Origin of the sequence: Nocardia beijingensis NBRC 16342 (assembly GCF_001612785.1) — a bacterium.
Taxonomy (GTDB): Bacteria; Actinomycetota; Actinomycetes; order Mycobacteriales; family Mycobacteriaceae; genus Nocardia; species Nocardia beijingensis.
The window spans coordinates 29,973-52,137 of record NZ_BDBC01000039.1 but is presented as its reverse complement, the minus strand read 5'-3'; the positions used below and the strand labels follow the sequence as shown (position 1 = coordinate 52,137).

The 22,165-nt window shown below is 69.5% G+C and carries 19 protein-coding genes; 6 read left to right on the top strand and 13 right to left on the bottom strand.

The window, feature by feature from the left end:
- Positions 1-15: 15 nt before the first annotated feature.
- From NB3_RS22035 to NB3_RS21990, 10 genes are all read right to left on the bottom strand, one after another.
- Positions 16-2,727: a fumarate reductase/succinate dehydrogenase flavoprotein subunit gene (locus tag NB3_RS22035; RefSeq protein WP_067806649.1), complete on the bottom strand. Its 2,712-nt coding sequence runs from the start codon at positions 2,725-2,727 to the stop codon at positions 16-18.
- On the bottom strand, positions 2,724-3,464 hold the full coding sequence (locus NB3_RS22030) for an ABC transporter ATP-binding protein (protein WP_067806647.1): 741 nt from the start codon (positions 3,462-3,464) through the stop codon (positions 2,724-2,726). The genes NB3_RS22035 and NB3_RS22030 overlap by 4 nt, the downstream gene beginning before the upstream one ends.
- A complete protein-coding gene (locus NB3_RS22025) occupies positions 3,461-4,321 on the bottom strand; it encodes an ABC transporter permease (protein WP_067806644.1) in 861 nt (286 codons plus the stop codon). The genes NB3_RS22030 and NB3_RS22025 overlap by 4 nt, the downstream gene beginning before the upstream one ends.
- Positions 4,318-5,745 carry an ABC transporter substrate-binding protein gene (locus NB3_RS22020; protein ID WP_067806641.1) on the bottom strand — a complete coding sequence of 476 codons (1,428 nt, stop codon included), beginning with the start codon at positions 5,743-5,745 and terminating at the stop codon, positions 4,318-4,320. The genes NB3_RS22025 and NB3_RS22020 overlap by 4 nt, the downstream gene beginning before the upstream one ends.
- 12 nt (positions 5,746-5,757) lie before the next feature.
- Complete coding sequence (locus NB3_RS22015) at positions 5,758-5,985, bottom strand: 4Fe-4S dicluster domain-containing protein (RefSeq protein WP_039797742.1); 228 nt, start codon at positions 5,983-5,985, stop codon at positions 5,758-5,760.
- A complete protein-coding gene (locus NB3_RS22010; RefSeq protein ID WP_067806748.1) occupies positions 5,986-6,741 on the bottom strand; it encodes a GntR family transcriptional regulator in 756 nt (251 codons plus the stop codon).
- A gap of 237 nt (positions 6,742-6,978) precedes the next feature.
- Entirely contained in the window at positions 6,979-7,974 is a 996-nt protein-coding gene (locus NB3_RS22005; protein ID WP_067806639.1) for a 1-aminocyclopropane-1-carboxylate deaminase/D-cysteine desulfhydrase, read from the bottom strand.
- A complete protein-coding gene (locus tag NB3_RS22000; protein ID WP_244892024.1) occupies positions 7,971-8,582 on the bottom strand; it encodes a QsdR family transcriptional regulator in 612 nt (203 codons plus the stop codon). The genes NB3_RS22005 and NB3_RS22000 overlap by 4 nt, the downstream gene beginning before the upstream one ends.
- 46 nt (positions 8,583-8,628) lie before the next feature.
- A complete protein-coding gene (locus NB3_RS21995) occupies positions 8,629-10,422 on the bottom strand; it encodes an acyl-CoA dehydrogenase (protein ID WP_067806634.1) in 1,794 nt (597 codons plus the stop codon).
- Positions 10,423-10,499: 77 nt separating this feature from the next.
- Positions 10,500-13,487, bottom strand: coding sequence for a helix-turn-helix transcriptional regulator (locus tag NB3_RS21990; RefSeq protein ID WP_067806631.1), 2,988 nt, complete (start codon positions 13,485-13,487; stop codon positions 10,500-10,502).
- 263 nt (positions 13,488-13,750) lie between these two features.
- Between NB3_RS21990 and NB3_RS21985 the strand changes: the two genes are divergently transcribed.
- The gene (locus NB3_RS21985) at positions 13,751-14,896 is read left to right on the top strand and encodes an epoxide hydrolase family protein (protein WP_067806629.1); all 1,146 of its coding nucleotides are present in this window, start codon (positions 13,751-13,753) and stop codon (positions 14,894-14,896) included.
- A gap of 142 nt (positions 14,897-15,038) precedes the next feature.
- Here the strand turns inward: NB3_RS21985 and NB3_RS21980 are convergent, their stop codons facing one another.
- Complete coding sequence (locus NB3_RS21980) at positions 15,039-16,250, bottom strand: helix-turn-helix domain-containing protein (protein ID WP_218020616.1); 1,212 nt, start codon at positions 16,248-16,250, stop codon at positions 15,039-15,041.
- Between the two features lie 200 nt (positions 16,251-16,450).
- Here NB3_RS21980 and NB3_RS21975 point away from each other — a divergent pair, with 200 nt between their 5' ends.
- Both NB3_RS21975 and NB3_RS21970 read left to right on the top strand, forming a co-directional pair.
- Positions 16,451-16,792 carry a hypothetical protein gene (locus tag NB3_RS21975; protein ID WP_157111940.1) on the top strand — a complete coding sequence of 114 codons (342 nt, stop codon included), beginning with the start codon at positions 16,451-16,453 and terminating at the stop codon, positions 16,790-16,792.
- The gene (locus NB3_RS21970) at positions 16,792-17,160 is read left to right on the top strand and encodes a hypothetical protein (protein WP_067806623.1); all 369 of its coding nucleotides are present in this window, start codon (positions 16,792-16,794) and stop codon (positions 17,158-17,160) included. Before NB3_RS21975 ends, NB3_RS21970 begins: the two co-directional genes overlap by 1 nt.
- Positions 17,161-17,352: 192 nt before the next feature.
- On the opposite strand, the gene NB3_RS21965 is transcribed toward NB3_RS21970, so the two are convergent.
- Positions 17,353-17,826, bottom strand: a complete 474-nt coding sequence (locus NB3_RS21965) for an SRPBCC family protein (protein ID WP_067806619.1) — start codon at positions 17,824-17,826, stop codon at positions 17,353-17,355.
- Between the two features lie 63 nt (positions 17,827-17,889).
- Between NB3_RS21965 and NB3_RS21960 the strand changes: the two genes are divergently transcribed.
- Positions 17,890-18,654 (top strand): metalloregulator ArsR/SmtB family transcription factor, encoded by a 765-nt coding sequence (locus NB3_RS21960; protein ID WP_067806616.1) that lies wholly within the window; start codon positions 17,890-17,892, stop codon positions 18,652-18,654.
- A 215-nt stretch (positions 18,655-18,869) separates the two neighbouring features.
- On the opposite strand, the gene NB3_RS21955 is transcribed toward NB3_RS21960, so the two are convergent.
- A complete protein-coding gene (locus NB3_RS21955) occupies positions 18,870-20,390 on the bottom strand; it encodes an MFS transporter (RefSeq protein ID WP_067806743.1) in 1,521 nt (506 codons plus the stop codon).
- A 75-nt stretch (positions 20,391-20,465) separates the two neighbouring features.
- Between NB3_RS21955 and NB3_RS21950 the strand changes: the two genes are divergently transcribed.
- Complete coding sequence (locus NB3_RS21950) at positions 20,466-21,485, top strand: LysR family transcriptional regulator (RefSeq protein ID WP_084823561.1); 1,020 nt, start codon at positions 20,466-20,468, stop codon at positions 21,483-21,485.
- 343 nt (positions 21,486-21,828) lie between these two features.
- Complete coding sequence (locus tag NB3_RS21945; RefSeq protein WP_067806613.1) at positions 21,829-22,146, top strand: FAD-dependent monooxygenase; 318 nt, start codon at positions 21,829-21,831, stop codon at positions 22,144-22,146.
- The last annotated feature ends 19 nt before the right edge of the window (positions 22,147-22,165 follow it).

Below are 22,165 nucleotides of genomic sequence, written 5' to 3'. Positions count from 1 at the left end.
GGCAACCATGTCGCGCTAGGCCGTGGGCTGGGTGGCCAGCGCCCGCCGGGCATACGCGCGCACGTCGGCGTCGGTGTCGTCGATCGCGGCGCGCAGCGCGTCGTGCGCCGCGGGCAGGTCCGGCCACGCCGACAACGACAGCACCGCCGCCTTGCGGACGTCGAGATGCGGATCGCCCAGTGCCGCGGCCAGGATCGGCACCGCGAGGTCGGGGTCGGCTCCCGCGAGCCCGCGCGCCGCGCCCACCCGGATCTGCCAGGCCGAGTGGCGCAGGGCGGCCGCCAGCGCGGTGATGTCGGCGTGCTCGGCGCCCAGCTGTGCGAACGCCGTCAGTGCCGCGGCGCGGACCAGCGGGTCCTGGTCGTCGGCGAGGCGACGGATCACCTCGGCTCCGCCGTCGCCGATGGCGGCCAAGCCTTGGGCGACCGCGATCCGCACTTCCCGGTTGCCGTCGGCGGCCAGGGTGGCGACGCCGTCGCGGTCGTTCAGCGAGACCAGCGCGCGGACCGCCTCGATGCGCACGCGATGGTCCTCGTCCGCCAGCGCGGCGCGGTAGTGCGCGGGCTCGCCCGCACGCAGGGCGCGCAACAGGTCGATCACCGTCGACCGCACGACGGGATCGGAGGAACCGAGCCGGTCGGAAAGTCCCGCCGCCGAGGGCAGGACCTCGACGAGTTCACGCAGGCTGGCGGCGGCGGCGCGCCGCACCGAGGCCGCGGCGTCGTCGAGCGCGTCGCCGAGGGCGGTCGCGAAGCCTTCCGGTGTGTGCTCGGTCAGCACCGAGATCGCCGCGGCCCGCACGCCCGCGTCGGGATCGGTCAGATAGGTGGACAGTTGCGCCACGGTGGGTTCGTCGAGCGCGAGCAGCGCGACGATCCGGGGTGACGGGGGAGAGGCGGGCTGCGACGGCGCACCGGAAGCGGTGCGATCGCGTTCAGCGTCGCCGCCGGTGTGCGGCGCACGGCCGACGACTTGGTGCGGCTGGTGCACCGGCACGGCTTCGACATCGGCCGAGGGCAGGTCGTCGAGTCCTGGCACCGGAACCAGGTACGGCGCCACCGGCCGCTTCAGGAACGCCATGGTTCCGTCCGGGTTCTTGCGCAGGTTGAGGTGGTATCGCCATTCGACATCGTCGCGTTCGGGTAGGTCGGCGCGCTCGTGGTAGAGGCCCCAACGGGATTCGGTCCTGATCAGTGAGCTGCGGGCGGCCATCTCGGCGCAGTCGCGGATGAACGACACCTCCACCGCGCGCATCAGCTCGTGCGGGGTGCGCGCGCCGATGCCGTCGACCTCCGCGCGCATCCGGTCGAAGGTCTCCACCGCGATGGCCAGTTTGGTCGCCGTCTTGGGCGGTGCGACATAGTCGTTCACGAAGCGCCGCAGCTTGTATTCCACCTGCGGTTGCGGCGGCCCGTCCGGCTGGCGCAGCGGCCGGTAGATCAGCTCGTGGGCGGCGGCCAGCTGGTCCTCGGGCAGCTCGGCGGGCGCGGCGACCTCGTCCAGGGTGGACGCGGCGTGCGCGCCGGCCAGATCACCGAAGACGAACGCGCCGATCATGTAGTTGTGCGGCACGCACGCCAGATCGCCCGCCGCGTACAAGCCCGGCACCGTGGTGCGCGCGTGCTCGTCGACCCACACCCCGGAGGCGGAATGCCCACTGCACAAACCGATTTCGGAGATGTGCATCTCGACGTCGTGGGTGCGGTAGTCGTGGCCGCGGTTGGCGTGGAAGGTGCCGCGGGTGGGGCGCTCGGTGGTGTGCAGGATGCCTTCGAGCGTGCTGAGCGTCTCGTCGGGCAGGTGCGACACCTTGAGGTAGATGGGCCCGCGCGCGGACTCGATCTCCCGCTTGACCTCGGCCATCATCTGGCCCGACCAGTAGTCGGAGTCGACGAAGCGTTCGCCTTCGGCGTTGACCTGGTAGCCGCCGAACGGATTGGCGACGTAGGCGCAGGCCGGACCGTTGTAATCCTTGATCAGCGGGTTGATCTGGAAGCATTCGATGCCGCTGAGTTCGGCTCCGGCGTGGTAGGCCATCGAGTAGCCGTCGCCCGCGTTCGTCGGGTTCTCGTAGGTGCCGTACAGGTATCCGCTGGCGGGCAGCCCCAGCCTGCCGCACGGACCGGTGGCCAGGACGACCGCCTTCGCGCCGACGGCCACGAATTCGCCGGTGCGGGTGTGCAGGGCGGCGGCGCCGACGGCGCGTCCGTTGTCGGTGAGCACGCGCACCGGCATGAGCCGGTTCTCGATGCGGATCTTCTCGCGCATCTTGCGCTGGCGCAGCACCCGGTACAGCGCCTTCTTGACGTCCTTGCCTTCCGGCATCGGCAGCACGTACGAGCCCGACCGGTGCACCCGGCGCACGGCGTACTCGCCGTACTCGTCCTTCTCGAACTTCACGCCGTAGCGTTCCAGCCGTTGCACCATGGCGAAGCCGCGCGTGGCGGTCTGGTACACGGTGCGCTGATTCACGATGCCGTCGTTGGCGCGGGTGATCTCGGCGACGTAGTCTTCCGGTTCGGCCTTGCCCGGGATGACGGCGTTGTTCACACCGTCCATGCCCATCGCCAGGGCGCCGGAGTGGCGCACGTGCGCCTTCTCCAGCAGCAGCACGTTCGCGCCCTGCTCGGCGGCGGTGAGCGCGGCCATCGTGCCCGCCGTGCCGCCGCCGATGACGAGCACGTCGCAGTCCAGCCGAATCCGTTCCGACAGCGGCGGAATGTTCACAGTTTCTCCAGGATCTCGGCCTTCGTCGCGGCCCGGTCGATCGCTTCCCGCGGACTGGCCACCGGCACCAGCGCCCGCAGCGTGCCGCCGCCCAGCACGGCGATGCGGTCGCCGAGCAGCAGGGCCTCGTCGAGGTCGTGGGTGACGAAGACGATGGTGGTGGGATGGGCGCGCCAGGTCTGGATCAGCAGGCGCTGCATGGTTTCCCTGGTCTGGGTGTCCAGGGCGCCGAACGGCTCGTCCATCAGCACGGCGCGCGGCGCGGCGGCCAGGCTGCGCGCGAGCTGGACGCGCTGGCGCATGCCGCCGGACAGATCGCGCGGCAGATAGTCGGCGTAGCCGGTGAGCCCGACCTCGTCCACCCAGTGCAGCGCGGTGGCGCGCCGCTGGGCGCGCGGGGTGCCGCGCAGGCGCAGGGCGAGTTCGATGTTCTGCCGCACGGTGCGCCACGGCAGCAGCGCGTCGTCCTGGAACACGAGGGCGCGGTCGGCCGCCGGTCCGGTGACGTGGTCGCCGTCGGCCAGGACGGCTCCGCCCTCGGGGGCGCGCAGTCCGGCGATCGCGCGCAGCAACGTGGACTTGCCGCACCCGGATTTGCCGACCACGACGAGGATTTCGCCGGGCGCGATCGCCAAGTCCAATCCGTCGAGCACGGGCGCGCCGCCATAGGCGATGCGAACACCGCTGAGGCTCAACGTCATTCCGGTCGACGCCGGTGCGTCGATCACTGTGGTCATGCTTCGACCTCCCTGGGCAGCCAGCGGGTGATGCGGCGGCCGGCCAGTTCGACCAGCCCCGATGTCGCGAAACCGAGGACGCCGATGGTGATCATGCCGACGAACACCGCCGGGTAGTCCACGATGGTGTAGGCCTGCCAGGTGCGGTAGCCGACACCGAGACGCCCGGAGATCATCTCCGCGGAGATGAGGCAGATCCACGCCACGCCGACGCCGACGGACAGTCCGCTGAAGACGCCGGGCAGGATGCCGGGGAACACCACGCGGGTGAGCACGTCCAGCCGGGACGCGCCCAGCGTGCGGATCGCGTCCTCCCAGATCGTCGGCAGCGCGCGCACCGCGTGCCTGGTGCTGACCAGCACCGGGAACAGCGACGCGGTGAAGGTGATGAACACGATGCCGGATTCGTCGCTGGGGAACAGCAGGATCGCGACCGGCACCAGGGCGATGGCCGGGATCGGGCGAACCAGTTCGGCCAGCGGGCCGAAGGTGTCGGCGAGCAGTCGCGACCGGCCGAGTCCGATGCCGGCGATCACGCCGATGACCGCGGCCAGCCCGAAGCCGGTGACGATCCGGATCAGCGACTGCGCGATGTCCAGGTAGTACTGGTCGGAGCGCAATTGCGTGCCGAATTCGGCGACGATCTCGGTGACGGTCGGCAGGGTGTCGAAACGCAGGCCCGCCGCCCGCACGTTGTTGACCGTGAGCAGCTGCCACAGTCCGACCGCGGCGGCGACCGAGCCCACCCGCAGCAGGCGCGAGCGCCAAGCCGATCGCGACGCCGGCGTGGCCGCCGATCGGGTGGCGGCGGGTTCGGCCGCGGCCCGCACCGCCGGTGCGGCGAGTTCGCTGGTCATCCGCGTACTTCCGTGACGGCCTGGTCGTAGGTGACCGGCGTGGCGGATGGATGCGCCTGGCGGTAGCGCTGCGCGGCGGCGGTGGTGGTGAAGGGCAGGTAGGCGGCGCCGTCGCGCAGCCAGATCGACTTGTCGGCGAACCAGCGCGTGCCGAGTTCGGCATCGGGGACGTAGGCGGCGCGGATCGTGCGGCCCTGCGCTTTCGCGGCCTGGACCGCGCGCAGCAGGCAGGTCGGGTCGGCGGCCGGTTGCGGCTTCGCCGCGCCGTCCACCCACAGTTCGCCGGCCAGCGCGGGGTTCTCCGCCACTGTGCCGCAGACGGGATCGGCGCCGGTGACCCGGGTCGGGTTGGCGGTGGCGGCCAGGTCGCGGTCGTAGTCGCCGCGTCCGGTCTCCGCGTACGCCTTGCGCAGCGGCCCGTCGTCGACGAACCGATCGATGTCCAGGTCGGCGAAGTCGCCGATCGACTTCAGGTAGGCCACATCGCCTTTGAGCGCGTTGATCAGGCTCGGCTTGAGCGTGGTGTCGAAACTCGTTCCGCCGGGACCGTTGTAGAGATACACCACTTCCTGCGGCAGTCCGGAACCGTCGGCGACGATCTTCGCGGCCTCGAACGGCTTCTGCTGAAGGAACTGGGTGGCGTCCAGCTGTGCGGCAAGGAACGCCTGGAGCACCTCAGGGTGATCGGCGGCGTACGCGCGCCGCGCCACCACGCCGTGGAAGGTCGGCACGCCGAGTTCGGCGCCGTCGTAGAGCAGCTTGGCCTTGTTCTGGAAGACGACAAGACCGGGCCACGCGACGAACTGCGACAGCGCGCCCACCTGGCGGGATTCCAGCGCGGTCGCCCCGACCTGCGGTTGCTGGTTGAGCACCTCCACGCCCTTGGCCGGATCGATGCCCGCCCGCGACAGCGCCTGCACCAGGGTGCCGTGCCCGGCCGAGCCGACGCTGGCCGAGATCTTCTGCCCGGCCAGGTCGGCGATGCCGGTGGCGGCCGAGTCGTTCGGCACCACGACCATGTTCAGCGCGCCCTTGGGGTTGTACCCGGTGACCGACACCAGTTCGGTGCGCGCGCGCTCGTTGACCTGGGTGCGGGAGCCGTTGATCAGCAGCGGGTAGTCACCCATGGAGCCGATGTCGATCTTCTCGGCCACCATCTGCGCGGTGATCGGCGCGCCGGTGTCGTAGTCCTGCCACTCGACCTGATATTTCGCCCCGCCGCTGTCGGTGATCTTCTGTAGCCGCTGCTCCAGGTAGCCCTGCGCGCGCAGCAAGGTGCCCGCGGTGACGGTGTTGATGGTCTTGGACTGGTAGCCGACGACCACCTTGACGGTGCCCGCGGGCGTGTCGCCGGACTGCTCCAGCGAGCACCCGGTCAGCGCGAGCGCGGCGGCGAGCAGGACGGGGGCGAGTTTCACTTTCATCGGTCTTCCAGATCAGCGGAGCAGGTAGGGCATGTTGACGGTGACGGCGCCGGTGGGGCAGCGGGCCGCGCAGGGACCGCAGTACCAGCACTCGTCCACGTGCATGAAGGCCTTGCCGTTCTCGGGGTTGATGGCCAGCGAGTCGAGGGGGCAGATCTCGACGCACAGCGTGCAGCCCTGGATGCACAGCGACTCGTCGATGGTGACGGGGATGTCGGCGCGCTGGTTGACGAGTGCCATCTAGAGGACCTTCCATTCGGGGGTGCTGCGGGTCAGGCTGCCGCGCATGGTGATGCGGTCGCCGCGCATGCGGATGTACTCCAGGTCGACCGGGCGGCCGTCGTCGAGCCGGGTCAGTCGTTCCAGCATCAGCAGCGGCGCGCCGCCGGGGACGTCGAGGGTGGATGCGGTGTGCGGGTCGGCGGGCACCGCCTCCAGGGCCAGGTCGGCCGAGCCGAGCGAGTGGCCGCTGATGCGTTCCAGCAGCACGAAGACGTCGGTGTGCTCGAGGTCGTGGCCGAGGATTTCGGTGCCGATGTCGGGCACGAGGTAGGTGAGGTCGAGACTCAGGGGCAGGTCCGCCAGGTAGCGCAGGCGCTCCAGGTAGACCACGCGCTCGCCCGGCGCGAGACCGAGCCTGCGGGCGACGGCGGGCGGTGCGGCGACGTGCATCGCCGCGCGCACCTCGTTGCGCACGGTGCCGTGGCCCTTGAAGGTCTCCTGCAACCCGAGCAGCGCGTCGAGCCCGTGGTCGTACTTGCGGGTGGCCACCCGGGTGCCCACTTTGGGCGCCCGGTCGATCAGGCCCTCGTCCTTCAACAGCGCCAGCGCGTCGCGGACGGTGTTGCGGGAGGCGCCGTACTCGGCGGCGAGTTCCTGTTCGCTCGGCAGGGTGTTCTCGAACGCGCCCGCGTGCAACTGGTGACGCAAGATGTCGGCCACCCGCCGCGCCTGATCGGCGCGCAACTGCCGCACCGGCGTGGGTTCCGCTGCCACCGCCTCCGCCTTTCTGTCGCTGACCTGCACGAATAGCGACGATAGTGCGGTCGGGGCCGCGTGAGTTCCCGCGTCATCGCCCAGGAGAAATCAAGGGATGTTATTGCGCCGGGTGCCCCGCGTCCCGACCTGGCGATATGTCCGGCGCTCCGGCCATTACGCCACGTCGGGCGCCATCGGTCGAATTCCGATCACAGCGATTCGAAAGTGGGGTCGCGCGGGCCGGGGCGCGCGGATCTACGGTCGCGGGCCGTACGTATTGAGGAACAGCACCGGTCCGGCGCCGAACACGCCCGTGTGGTCGAGAGCTCGCAACGCGGCGAGCGCTTTGGCGGTGTAGACCGTCTCCAGGCGCAGTCCGGCCTGTTCGGCGTGCTGTGCGGCGTCCAGGGCGGCGGGCGTGGGGTGGCCGTAGCCGGGGCCGAGCCACTCGGTGGTCATCGTGACGTCCTCCGGGCGGAGTCCGGTCGGGGCGAAGCGTGCTCCTCGGGCGCGGAGCAGGCGCTCGGTGCGCTCTGCCAGCCGGACGATGCGCTTCGCGTCGAGGGGCAGCGTGTCGTTGACGACGACTCCGACGACGCGCGTGCGCAATCCGGCCAAGCGCAGACCGAGGGCGAGGCCCGCGGCGGTGCCGCCGGATCCGACGGCGGTGACGACGTGGCCCGGCTCGGGCAGCACACCGGCGGCGATCTGGGCCGCGAGTTCGCATGCCGTCTCGACGTAGCCCAAGGCGCCGATCGGCGACGACCCGCCCGCGGGCAGGAAGTACGGACGCCTGCCGCCCCGCATCCGGCGCAGATACAACCACGGCGCCGTCAGGATCGTGCGGGGTTTGCTGTGGGTGAAATGCAAAGTGGCGCCGGAATTCTCCAGCCGCCGCAGTTGCGCGCGCACATGGTCGTCGACCGGCTGGTCCACCAACGCGAGTTCGGTGTCGATGCCCTGGGCACGGCCGTACAGGGCGGTGGCGAGCCCCCAATTGGTCCCGGTGCCGCCCACCGTCAGGATGGTCCGCGCACCGCGCCGCCGTGCCTCCGGCAGCAGCCATTCCAGCTTGCGGACCTTGTTGCCACCCCAGCCGCCGTCGCCGTAGCTGCTTTCGTCCTTGCACCACACCTGGGCCGTGGTGCCGAGGTCGTAGCGGCGGACGGGCGTCGGAGCCGTGCCGAGGCGCACGAACGGCAAGGTGCCGGCGAGCTCCGGGAAACGCTCGTGCAGCAGCGGCCCGCTCATGGCGTGATCGCGTCGGGGATGCCCAGCAGCGCCGCTTGGACCTCGTGCAGCCGGTCGACGTCACCGCGAATGCCGGCGACGTTGTCGTTGTACAGGAACGCCTCGCCGAGCCGGACCAGCGCGTAGGCCAGCAGCGCTGGTTCCAGCGGCGGATCGTATCCGTCCTCTTCGGCGGCGCGCGCGATCAGCTCTTGGACGGTGCCGACGACCAGCGGCTGGACCGGCCCGTCGCTCGCGGTGAGGATGCGCAGGCCCGACAGCGGCTCGTTCTCGAAGTAGCGCCGGAACGGTTCGTTGTCGGTCATCCAGCGGTTGACCCGGTACAGCACGTCCAGGATGCGCCGCGCTCCGGTGGAGCGGCGGCGGGCGTCGGCGCGGGTGAGCAGTGCTTCGAACTCCCCGGCCAGTACGGCACCGAGCACTCCGTCGCGGGAGCCGAACCAGCGGTAGACCGAGGCGCGGCTGAGTCCGAGCTGTCCGGCGATCGCCTGGATGTCCACGCGTTCTCCGGCCAGAAACGCCCGGCGGGCGTGCTCGATGACCTGTTCCCTGGTCGCGGAGGCCGGGCGGCCGGGAGGTCGGGTGGTCCGCTGACTGGAATCGATCACCGCGGAATGGTACATCTTCTAGAACATGTATCGAAACGCGGCGTCGTCAGAACCAGGCGTCGCGCATCTGCAAGGTGGTGGTGTCCAGGCTGGCGAGCAGATCCAACGCCGGTGCGGTCTTGGGCAATTCGAAACGATAGAAGAACCGGGCCGCGTGCCGCTTGCCATCATAGAAATCGCCGGGCCGATCCGCGGCGGCGAGGAACTGTTCCAGCCAGATCCAGGCCAGCACGGTGTGCCCGAACGCTTCCAGGTACACCGAGCTGTTGGCCAGCGCGGCTTCGATGTCGCCGGAGGCGAACAGCCCCGCGGTCACCTCGACCAGCCGCCGCCACACCGCGTCCAGCCGCGTGGCGAGTTCGGCCGCCTCGCCGCCCGCGGCGCGCGCGGACGCGATGGTCGCGTCCACCCGGGACCCGAGGGCGAGCAGGCTGGCGCCGCCCTGCTGGGTCACCTTGCGTCCCAGCAGATCCAGGCCCTGGATGCCGTGCGTGCCCTCGTGGATCGGGTTGAGCCGATTGTCCCGGTAGTGCTGCTCGACGTTGTACTCGCGGGTGTACCCGTAGCCGCCGAGCACCTGGATGGCGAGGCTGTTGGCCTCGAGGCACCACTGCGAGGGCCAGCTCTTGGCGATCGGGGTCAGGATGTCGAGCAGCAGGGTGACCGCGCGGCGGTCGTCGTCGGATTCGGCGGTGCGCTGCTCGTCGACCAACCGCGCGCAGTAGAGCACCAGCGCCAGCGCGCCTTCGACGTAGGACTTCTGGGCCAGCAGCATCCGTTTGACGTCGGCGTGCTCGATGATCGGGCGCTGCGGCGCGGACGGGTCGGCGGGGAGCTTGGCCCGGCCCTGGGTGCGCGTGCGGGCGTAGTCGAGCGACTCCAGATATCCGGTGTAGCCGAGGGCGGTGGCGACCAAGCCGACGCCGATGCGCGCCTCGTTCATCATGTGGAACATGTAGGTCAGTCCGCGATGCGCCTCGCCGACCAGGTAGCCGACCGCGCCGGGCGCGCCACCCGGCGTCCAGCGGCCCTCGCCGAAATTCAGCACGGTGTTGACCGTGCCGCGGTAACCCATCTTGTGATTGAGCCCGGCCAGCGCGACATCGTTGCGCTCCCCGATCGCGCCGTCGTCGCCGACCAGGAACCGGGGCACCACGAACAGTGAGATGCCCTTGGTGCCCGCGGGGCCGCCCGGGATCTTGGCCAGCACCAGATGCACGATGTTCTCGCCGAGTTCGTGATCGCCGCCGGAGATCCACATCTTGGTGCCGAACAGGCGATACGTGCCGTCGTCCTGCGGCTCGGCCCGGGTGACGATGTCGGCGAGCGAGGAACCGGCCTGCGGCTCCGACAGGCACATGGTGCCGAAGAAGCGGCCCGCGAGCATGGGCTCGACGAACTTCTCGACGTGTTCGGGGCCGTGGGCGATGAGGAGATTGGCGTTGGCCACGGTGAGGAACGGGTAGCCCGCGGTGCCCGGGTTGGCCGCCTGGAACCAGGCGTAGCTCGCCTGCGCGACGGACGCGGGCAGCTGGGCGCCGCCGAGTTCGTAATCCATCGCGGCCGAGGGCAATCCGGCCTTGGCGAAGGCTGCCAGCGCCTGGCCGACCTCCGGGATGATGGTCACGCGCTCGCCGTCGAAGGTGGGTTCGTTGGCGTCGTTGAGCTTGTTGTGCGGCGCGAAGTACTTGGTGGCCAGCTGCTCGCTGAGCTCGAGCACGGCGTCGAAGGTCTCCCGCGAGTGCTCGGCGTACCGCTCGCGTTTGGTGAGCGCCTCCACGTCCAGCCATTCGTAGAGCAGGAACTCGAGATCGCGCCGGGACAGCAAGGTCGACCGCATCAGCCAGTCCTTTCGAGACATGTTCGACGTACTGTATCTTACGGGTCGGTGGGCGGGTGTGGGCATCGCGGTGGTCGTCATCCGGAGCCGAGCAATCCGCGTTCTCGCGCGATCGCGGCCGCCTCGGTTCTGCTGGACGCTCCGAGCTTGGTGAGGATCCGCGAGACGTGCACACCCGCGGTGTTGGCGCTGATGAACAACTCGGCCGCGATCTGCCGGTTGCTCGCGCCCGTGGCCACCAGGCGCAGCACGTCGAGTTCGCGCGGGGTCAGGCCCGAGGCGCTCGCTGACCGGGCAGGCGCGGGCCGGTTCCCGGCTTCGGCCAGGTCGATCCCGGCGCGGTGGGCCAGCTGTCTGGCTTGCTCGGCGAGTGGCGCCGCCGCCAACTCGTCCGCCAGCCCGAGGGCCGCCCGCAGTGCGTCGCGTGCCGCCGCGCGATCACCCGCGGCCAATTCCGCGCGCCCGGATTCGAGCAGGCCGCGCGCCAGCTCGTACGGCCGACCCAGGGCTCGCCAAGAGGAAGCCGCCGCGGCCCAGTCGGCGGGACGGCCGCTGCGCACCGCGTGGCAGGAATTCCGGTACGCGGCGTCGACCGCGGTGGTCACCGGCAGCCTGACGACAGCGGAGTCGAGAACCATTGGCGCGCAGCGGGTCCGGGCGATGGCCTCGGCCAGTGCCCATGCCTCGTGGGGGTGCGCGACCAGATCGTCCGCGGTCAGCGTCGCGGCGCCGATCTCGGCGGCGCGCTGCGGATTGCCCGCCGCGTGCGCTATCTCGGTCTGCACGGTGTGCAGCTGGATCTGATATTGCCTGGCCCAGCGCCGATTCCCGAGCAAGGGTTGCGCGGTCGCCGCGCTCGCCGCCGCGGCCTGGCCGTCCCCACGCGCCAGCATGATCCGCGCGTGACACAGCAGCAGCGCGGCGGTGCTCAACGGGGGCAACTGCTCGGTGAGCGATTCGTCGATCAGATCCAACGCCTCGTTCCAGCGGCCCAGCGCTGTGAGCGCCTGCGCCCACTTGACCAGCAGGATCGGCGCGGCCTCGGCGAATCGGTAACTCTCGTGCGCGGCGCGCAGCCCCTGCTGGATCGCCGTGATGGCCGCTTCGTCGGCGCCTGCCGAGACCAGCAGCGCCGTCTCCCACAGCACCACGGTCAGCAAGGTGCCCGGATCTCCCGCGGCCTCAGCGGCGGCATGCGCCCGCTCGAAATGGGTCATGGCGGCGTCGGGACGGTTCGCGGTGGCCAGCCCGAGATAGGCGTGGGCACGCGCGGCCAGCGACGCGGCGCTCCGGTCTTCGCGCGGGTCGCTCGAACGCCGCCGGTGCCTCGCGGCGTCCGTGTCCTCCCCTTCGACGCCCCTGCCCGGGTCCGTTGCGACCGCGCCCGGCGAGCGGAGCGCCGATGCCATGACCGGCGAGGTGTCGTCGACGGTCGGTTCACCACGTAACTGTTCGGCCACTTCGACGGCGGCGCGGGCGTCGTTCTCGGCCGCCGTCGCGCCGCTGAACACCCGCACCGCGGCGAGTTCGGCGAGGATTTCACCGCGCAGCAGGGTCGGCCGGTCCGAAGGAAGATAGGTCAGCGCCGCGAGCAGGTCGTCTTCGCCGCCGCCGCTGCTCTGATTGCGCAGTCCGGCGCGGTAGTAATGCAGGCGCGCGGCACGCTCCGGGTCGGTCCCCGCATCGATGGCGGCCAGCGCCTCGTCGGCCGCTGCGATCCCGCGCTCGACGACGCCGCCGCGATGACACGCGGCCACGAGCGCTGCCAAGACGTCGAGCCGATCGGCGTCCACCCGTCGCGCCGCATCCGGTACGCGATCCCACAAATCGAGCACCCGGTCCAGGTGGCGCACCTGATCGCGATGCGCGCTCACCCTCTCCGCCTCCGCCGCGGCGTCCCACGCGGCTTCGAATGCCAGCGGCAGCTCTCCGGCGGCATACGCGTGGTAGGCCAGTTCGGCGGCCGGGCATCGGTCCGCGCCCGGCTTCCTTCGCCGGGTAGCCAAGGCTTGGGAAAGTCTGCTGTGCAGCGCTTTTCGCTCCGCCGGTAGGAGGTGTTCGTAGACGGCGTCGCGGATGAGAACGTGCCGGAACTGGTAGCCGGTGTCGGTGGAAACCAGGAGCCGCTGGTCGACCAGCTGACGCAGTGCTGTGGCGAGCGCGCCCTCGGGGAGGTCGGAGGCGGCCGCCAGCAGGGTGTGCCGGACCGGTGACCCGGCCACCGCCGCGAGCCGCAGCACCGACGCGGCCTGATCGGGCAGGTCGGACAGGTGATCGAGCAACAGCTCCGACAGCTCGGCGGGCGTGTCCTCCGGTGCGGGATCGAGTGCCTCGACGTACAGCGGAATTCCCCTGCTGCGTTCGAAGATCCGCCCGATGGTCCCTGGCTCGGGCTCCCTGCCGCGCAGCGCGGCCAATTGCCTGCCGACCTCGTGCCTGGTCAGCGGTGCTGGATGCAGCAGGCGGACACTCGGGTCCCGGCGCAGGCTCGCGATCAGCTTGCGTAACGGCTCGGAATCGGCAGGCCGGTGGGTGCCGACCAAGAACAGATCGCCTTCGGCGATGTTGGCCACCAGGAAGGCGAGCAATTCCAGGCTGGCGTCGTCGGCCCAGTGCAAGTCTTCCAGCACCACCACCAGCGGTTTGGTCATCGAGAACTGTTCCAGCACGGTGAGGATCTCGCCGAACAACCGGATCCTGTCGGTGTCGGCCTCCGCCGCGCCCGACCGCGCCGCCAGTTCCGGAAGCCAGCGCGCCAGCGCCGGTCGCACTGGGAGCAGCGTCGCGAGCGCCTCCACGCCCTGGTCACGCAGCAGTGTGCGCATGACCGCGACGAACGGCGTGAACGGCACCCCTTTCGCGCCGAATTCCGGGCACCTTCCGTACGCCACTACCGTACGAGTCCCGAGCCGCGTCCGGAACTCCGCGACCAACCGCGACTTGCCGAGACCCGCCTCACCCCCGACCAGCACGGTATGCACCGCCGGGTCCCGATAGGCATCCTGCAACGCCGCGAGCTCAGCGGCCCGCCCCACAAACGCGCCGCACACCGGAAGGCTGACCACGGCGCGATCATGCCCGCACCGCGCGCTCGACGCCAGTTCGCGAGTGGCACACCATCGCGAGGGCTTCTCGGCCGATGCCGCAGTGGTGTGCCACTCGCGAACTCGAGACGGGGGCGGCCTCGGCGCGACCAGCGCGCCGCCGGGTTCGTGGCCGATAGTGGTACGGCCCGGGTTCGGCGTTACTCGTCGGTGGGCTGGGCGAGTGCGGAAATAGTGATTTCTCGTGATTCGGCGGCCACCTCGTTACGCGAAGTATCAATGGCATGACGAACACCGAGATCCGCCCCTTCCGTATCGACATTCCGCAGGCCGACCTGGACGAGCTTCGGCTGCGGCTGGCACGCACCCGTTGGATCGATGAGCTGCCCGGCGCCGACTGGGAGCGCGGTGTGCCAACGGGGTACCTGAAGGAGCTGGCCGGGTACTGGGCCGAGAAATTCGACTGGCGTGCGGCCGAGGCGGAGCTTAACGCCTACCCGCAGTTCACCACCACCATCGACGGCCAGAACGTGCATTTCCTGCACGTGCGCTCGGCGCGGGAGGACGCAACACCGTTGCTGTTGCTGCACGGCTGGCCCAGTTCGGTGGCCGACTTCCGCGACGTGATCGGCCCGCTCACCGACCCGGACTCGGACGCGCCCGCGTTCCACCTGGTCATTCCGTCGCTGCCCGGCCACGGTTTCTCCGGCCCGCTCACCGAGACGGGCTGGAACGACGGCCGGATCGCGGCGGCGCTCGCCGGACTCATGGCTCGCCTCGGCTACGACCGCTACGGTGTGCAGGGAGGCGACCACGGCGCGTTCATCGCTCCGGCCCTGGCGCGGATCGACACCGACCACGTGCTCGGCGTGCACGTCAACGCACTGGTCACCTTCCCGACCGGCGACCCCGCCGATCTGGCCGCACTCACCGACGCGGAAAAGGCGCGGCTCGCCGCGATGAAGAAATTCCAGGACGACGGCTCGGCCTACATGAACCTGCAAGGTTCCCGCCCCGACACCATCGCCCAGTTGCTCGCCGACTCCCCGGCCGGGCTGCTCGGCTGGATCGTCGAGAAATACCGCGAGTGGACCGACAGCGCCAACGACCTGCCCGAACAAGCCGTCGACATCGACCGCCTGCTCACCACCGTGAGCATCTACTGGCTCACCGACACCGCCCGCAGCGTCGCGAACCTGTACTACGAACGCTTCCACGACGCCACCATGTTCGCCCCGAAACCGAAGGGCACCGTGCCCACCGGCGTCGCGGTCTTCAAGGACGGCGACTACGCCATCCGCCGCTTCGCCGAACGCACCCACAACATCACCCACTGGTCGGAGTTCTACTCCGGCGGGCATTTCCCCGCACTCGAGGTGCCGGAGCTGCTGATCGGCGACATCCGCGAGTTCTTCCGGTCGCTCGGCTGATTCGGTATGGCGAGGGGTAGGCGGCGGGTCGTTGCCTACCTTTCGATTCCACGGTCGCTGCTCATCGTGGCAACTCGTCGGACGCAGCTCGTGCGCACGGGCCAGACAGATGCGGAACGTGGTGGCCTCAAACGCGAATACGTCAGCCGCGATCGATCCCGCACCAAGCGGCGAAACCCCGCACACTCTCGTTGCTGCGTGCGTCGTCACGTGCGAGGACGCGGATGGTCTCGTGAACCATGGGGTGGTAGCGGGTCTGCGTCGGCGCGATCTCCTTGGCTTTGCGCAAGGAGGTAAGGGCTTTCGTCCGATCGCCGTGGAGCAGGAATCCGCGGGCCAGGTCGATGTAATGGTGGCCCGCGCGCTCCCGGGGCGTCGTGGCCGGGAGACGCACGTGCTCGGCGCGTTTCACCGCCTCGGTGCCATCCATCATCTCGACGGCCAGCCCGACCGACCAGATGCCGACATTCGTGACGCCGAAGCAGAGCCGGTAGTCGTCCCGGTCGCCACCGAGGCGGCGGGCAGTTTCTCGCGCTTCGGCGAGGTGTTCGTCGGCTACATCGCGCCGCCCCGCGCGAGCCGCGGCGAGACCGGATTTCAGGTGCAGATTGCCCCACATGCTGAGGACAGTCGGATCGTTGCCGCTGATCTCGGATTCGATGGTGGTGCGGCTGGATTCGAGAAAGCGCAGGGCGGTCGACCATTCGGCCGTGCAGATCAGCTCGCCCGCACGCTGATAATCGCCCGCGAGGACGGCCAGTTGATCACCGGATTGCGCGGCTGCCCATTCGTACCGCTCGACGCACAGCGAGGAAAGGTCGATGTAGCCGAGTTTGTACACGAGTTGCCCGGTCGCGGCGAACACTTCGGCGAGGAGCCCGAAGAGGCGCTCGCGCTTCGCTCCGCTCGCGTTGTGCCATGCGACGCGGAGGTCCGCGAGCAGGCCGGGTAGGAGCGTGCCGAGATCGCCGAGGTTGACCGAGTGACGCATCGCGGACGCCCTCGCGACGTCAGCGGCGAGTTCGCGTTCGGGCCGTGCGTTCATCGCGCCGTCCGGCTCGATCTTGTAAGCGGCCAGTTCACGGCGGATCTCGGGTACCCCGGCATGCACTTGCTGTTCGTCGCGAGTCTGGCGTGGGTAGGGCTGCTCTAGGAGGTCGGCGAGGTTCACCCGCAGCGCGCGGGCGCAGGCCGCGACGAAAGCCGGAGACGCGGGCGCGCGGCCGCGTTCGACCTTGCGGACCAGGCTCGCCGAGAAGTTCGCTTCCCGCGCGAGTCTCTCCTGGCTACATCCCGCTAGCTTCCTTGCGACACGTACTTTGTCGCCGACACCGGACTCCTGGGTCATCGTCATCACGGATTCCATTCCACAGACTTCCTTATCCCCAGGGTGACAAATCTTTTGCCGATTCGCTGTCTTGTTCGTCGGTCACAGTTTGTTCCGGCCTCGGCGCCGGGTGAGCACATCCCTTGTCTCAGCTCTGATCGCGTTCCCAGGGGCCAAGGGATCCCCGGCGCCGGGTGCCACACCACATCGACGGATAAGGGGTGGACATGGTGGAAATCGCGCTGGGCTATATCCGGCTGGATCAGTCCGGCAAGGACCACGTCGAGGAGGAGCGCGCGATTCGGGCGCTAGCCGAACGAAAGGGCTATCCTGAGCCGGAAGTGCTGGTCGTGGATCGCGATGCGCTGATGCCGACGCTGCTGCTCGTACAGGCGATCCGCCGGGTAGGCGCTTCGGCCGTCATCGCTCCGACTCGGGAGCACATCTGGACTGCCAGGCGCGGCCTCACGGAGCAGGTGGCGCTGATTGTCGTTGCGCCCGAACAAATGTGGGAGCGCGGGCACCGGTGGCCGCCGTTCGGATCGTCGGGGAGCGGGGTGGGCGTTTGATGTCCGGCTGGTCCGAGTTCGGCGTAGCCCTGATGGTGGGGGCGGCTGCGGTCACGGTGCTGCTGACGGTCTTCTTGGCGGCGAGCCGATGGTGGCGGAAGCCGTTGCGTGGTCCGAGCGTCTATCACATCGCCGAACGCGTGGGCCATGAGCAACTGTGCCTGCTGGGCTGGCCGCCATTGGGCTGGCCTGCGGTAGAGCCGAGAGACGGCCCGGAATTCGCTCCCGGCGATGCGCACGCGCTCATGCAGGTGCATTTGGAATGCGATGCCAACGAATGCTCGTGGAAATGCGCGGCGGTCGAGGCTCTACGGCTCACGGGCCGGATGCGCCCTTCCAAGTATCCGCGCCGACCAGACCACCATTGACCTCATGCTGCCCGAGGCAGGGCTGGACTGCGGTATGGCTCGAGGCGACGGTGGTAGACGTCAGTCCGAGCCCATCACACCGCCCGCGCCCGATACGTTCTTGTGAGCCCACTGATCAGTCGACGTGGTGCGTTGAAGGCCGCGTCGAAGCTGCCCGCGTTGCTGGTCCCGGTTCGGTTGTCCAGTCCGCAACTAGCCGCCGGAGACGATGGCGGCAAGGTTGGCGAGCTCGTTCTCCCGTCCCTGGGTGAGGCGCTGAGTCCAGACGTCGTCGTGCATGGCGTCGACGGTCATGACCACGCGGACGCCCGCGTCGGTCGGCTCGAGCTCGACGGTGGTGAGGAATTCGTACGGCTCGACGCCGGGGATGAAGTCGGCCAGGGAGGTGTAGGCGAGCCGGTCGGGGCCGTCGATCTCGGTGAACGTCTTGCGGGACTCGGTCGACAGTGGCATGCCCGCGGATCGCATGAATTCGATCTGCTCGGGGGCGGTCGCGGTCATCGTGTAGACCAGTTCGCCGCCAGGGCGCAGGTCGAGCTGATCGACGCGGACGGTGAAACCGTCGGGCGCCCACCACTTCTCGATGCCCGACGGGGTGGTCCACAGTTCCCAGATCGCCTGGGCGGTGGCGGGGTAGTCGCGTTCGATGCGGATCTGCTCGGACATGTCGTGCTCCTGATTCAGAAGTATTCCTTGAAAGGAATATATCTGAGGAGGCATGCTTGGTCAATGGACCCCGCACTATTCGCCGCTCTGGCCGAACCGAACCGCATGCGGATCGTGGAGTTGCTGAACGCCGCGCCCCGTCCGGTCGGCGAGATCGCTACCGCACTCGGCCTGAGACAACCGCAGACGACCAAACATCTCCAGGCGCTCCAGCGCGCGGGCCTGGTGGTAATGGAACCGCTCGGGCAGCGCCGCATCTACGCCCTGCGCCGGGGTCCGCTGCGCGAGCTGCGACAGTGGCTGGCGGGATTCGAGGCCGACCATCCCTCGGAGTCGGTGCTCGCGGATTACCGGGTGGCAATCGCCGCCGAGCCGTTGTCGGCCCACGAATTCCATCGGACGCTGTCGGCGCCGCCGGCGACCGTGTGGGAGTGGTGGACCTCGCCCGATCTGGCGCGCCGGTGGTGGCACCCAGCGCATTTCGAGGTCGCCGACTGCGTCCTGCGGCCGGTCGTCGGGGGCGCCCTGTCGATCGTGCTCCGCGAGGGCGACGGTGCGCTGTATTCCAGCGCCGGGCGCTACCTCGAAGTCGTTCCGCCCGAACGGCTCCGGTTCGAGTTGTCACCGCTGGACGGCAACGGGACCCCGTTGTTCCGGGCCGACCATCTCCTCGAGTTGACCAGCGTCACCGGCGGCACCCGCGTCGACCTACAGATCGACGTGTCCGACCCGACCCCGGGCTCGGAACCGGCCATGGCCGGCATCCGCTTCGGCTGGAATCAGCTGCTGGACAACCTCGCTCACGTCATCAACCCGGCCACAAGCTGATTCGGCTATCGAGTGATGCTGTAGGCGGACGCCCGTAACCCCTGCAGAGGTATCCGCTGGTCGGCTGCCGGTGCTGACACGGCGACCGGTGGTTGCGCAGCGCACTGGGCAAAGCGCTGAATCGGCCCGCATATCGAGCTGATGGCGGCTATTTGGGGAAAGCTGTTCGATGGTTGTCGGACTACCGCACCCGATATGTCGATATCGTCCGCTGATCAACCGGCGACGGGCCCCCTCCGCCGGGACAGCGCAGACTGCAGCACCACCAGCCCGCCGAGGACGAGCACGGTCACGCCGATCGCGCGGAGTCCGGCGTCCGCGCCCGAGACGAACGCCGTTATCACTTCGGTGGCGCGATCGGGGGCAGTCGAGGCGAGGGCTTCGGCCACGGTGTGCGGCGAATGGCCGGCGCGGATGTCCGGCGGCAGGGCGGCGGCGAACCGTGCGGTGAGCACCGTGCCGATGACGGCGACGCCCAAGGCGCTGCCGAATTCCCTGGTGGTGGCTTGCAGTCCCGCTCCGACGCCGGCCTGCTCCGGCGGCAGCGCACCGGCGATGGCGCCGGACAACGTCGGGAGTGCCAGTGCCACACCGATTCCGGTGACCACGAGCCATGCCGCGTAGGCGACGTAGGAGGTCTGCGTGCCGCTGGTGGACAGTCCGAGCAGTCCGCAGCCGACGAACGCGAAGGCCAGTGCGATGGTCGCGTCGAGGCCGATGCGTCCCGAGACGCGTCCGGCGTGTCGTGCGCCGAGGATGATCGGGACGGTCAGCGGCACGATGCCCAGCCCGGTGCGCAGCACGCCGAACCCTTTGCCGTACTGCAAGAACGACGCGTTCACATAGAACAGCGCGAACATGCCGAAGAAGACCGCCGTCATACCGAGGCAGGCACTGCGCAGGCCGGGTACCCGGAACAACCGGGGATCCAGCAGTGGGTGCTCGACCTTCAGTTCCACGACCGTCCACACAGCGAACAGCACAGTGGCGCAGGCGAACCCGGACACGACCACCACACTGTCCCACCCCGCCTCCGGCCCTTGAACGATGCCGAGCAGCAGCGCGACCGACGCACCGACGAGCAACACCGTGCCGATCGGGTCGAGGCGGCGATCATGGCGCGGCGACACCGGCGCGACGCGTCCCACCAGCGCGGCGAGAACCAGGCAGATCGGCACGACGGCGGCGAACAACCACCGCCACGATCCGCCCGACAGGATCGACCCGCCGCCGACGTTGCCGACGACTCCGCCGATGCCCGTCATCGAGGCCCAGGTGGCGATGGTCGCGCCCTTGCGTGCGGCGGGGACGGCGTGCAGCAGGACCGAAAGGGTGTTGGGCAGCACGGCGGCGGCGCCGACTCCGGTGATCGCACGGCCCGCCAGCAGCAGGGCTACATTCGGTGCGAGCGCGGAGATCAGTACGCCCGCCGCGAACAGCACCAGCCCGACGAGCAGCACTCCCTTACGCCCGAGACGATCCCCGGCGGCGCCGCCTGGGATCACCAGACACGCGAAGACGATCACGTAGGTGTCGACGATCCAGACCAGCGCCGAGGCTGTGGGGTGGAGCGTGCTCGCGGCGAGCATCGGGACGGCGAGATTGATAGCGGCGACCATCCCGACGACGAGCACCACGCAGGCGCACATCACCGCGAGCAGGCCACGCCGCGTGACGGGATGGGACTTCGGGTCCGGTGACGGCGCACGATCCCGGATCAAGACATTGAACGGCATGTCGACGACGGTATGGACCTCGCGTGTCTGCATGCCACGCAACTTTGACAAATATCTCTTGCGTACCATGCAACTATGCCAGAGCAGCTCGATCTGAACCTGCTGCGCGTGTTCGACGCGCTGCTCCAAGAAGGCAGCGTCACGGCGGCTTCCGACCGCCTGCACCTGTCCATCCCGGCGACCAGCCGGGCGCTGGGCCGCTTGCGCCGGGCGATGAACGACCCGATCTTGGTACGGGCCGGTCGCGGAATGGCTCCCACACCGTTCGCGCTGCGCACCGCTCCGCGAGTGCGGTCACTGCTCGACGAGGCATCCGCACTGATCAGTGCCGACCGCGAGGTCACGATCGGTGAGCTGAAGCGCACCTTCACGATCCGCATCAACGACGGTGTCGCGGCGACACTGGCGACGGCTGCGGTCGAAGCCACGGCCGCCGCCGCTCCCGGCGTGGTGCTGCGCTTCGTGACCGAAGGCACCGAAAGCGCCGAGGCCCTCCGCGACGGCTCGGTCGATCTCGATATCGGCGTCGGAGACGTCGCGGCTCCCGACATCCGGACAGCCGTGCTGTATCGGGAACGAATGGTCGGCATCGTCCGAGCCGACAGCCCGCTGGGCAGGCGCCGCCGCCCGACCCTGCGGCAACTGTGCCGCCATCCGCACGTTTCGGCCTCCCGTCGCGGCCGGGCGCGCGGACCGCTCGACGACGCACTCGACGCCGTCGGGCTGCAACGCCACGTCGCGGCCGTCGTCCCGTCCTTCGCGGTCGCGGCGCTACTGGTCGCCACGAGCCGCTACGTCGGCCTTGTCCCGCAGCGCCTCGCCGAACAGTACGGCCCCACCCTCGGCATTCGGTGGTTCCCCCTCGCCGCGGACCTGCCCGAAGTCGAAGTGCGACTGCTCTGGCACGCCCGGCTCGACGCCGATCCGGCGCAGCGCTGGCTACGCGACACGATCCGCGCCGCGCTGCGCGAGTCGCGGGCCGACGACTCCGCGGAACTCACTTCCTCGGCCGGGAGCGGTCGCGTCGCGGCTGAACAAGACGGGCAAGTGGGAACTATGCCGCTCGGTCGCGGAAGGGCTGATACCACGCTCTGATCTGTGGGGGCGGACCGTGACCGTGCGATAGGACCGATCCTCGACGCACAACCATCGCAGGCTGATACGTTCGATGCAGACCATAGAACTGTTGCCACCGTGGTGGTCGATCTGGGGGAAAGACATGATCAGGATGTGCGGCCGATCGGCTCGAACCACCGCGAAGGCGTGATCCGGTGCTTCGGGCCGAGGTCATCGGCTGTGGTATCGGGGGAGCTTGCGCGGCACCGGCCCTGGCGAAAGTCGGTGCCATGGATCGTTCTGGTTCAGTAGGCGCAACGTCGCGTCCGCGTCCGCACCGGTCGATCCGGATACATTTTTCGAGCCCCTGCGGACGACGCAGGTGGCGCAGGTGCTGGAGCACTCCGAGGTGAGCGCGCCGATCGCACTGTACGAACTCGAGCCCGAGGGCATCTGGCACAACGCGCATACCGTCCTGATAGGCGATGCCGCCCATGCCGTTTCACCCGCAGCGGGACGCGGCGCGACCTCCGCCATCGAGGACGCGATCGTCCTGGCCAAGGCTGTCCGCGACGCCGGCTCCATCGCCGCCGCGCTCGACTGCTACAAGGAAACTCGCCGCCCGATAGCGCGAGCCGTCTACCGACCGGAAGCGAGACCACAACGCCCGCAAGTCTCGCCCGCAGAACTGCAGCTCTGACATCCAACTTCGTGGAGGG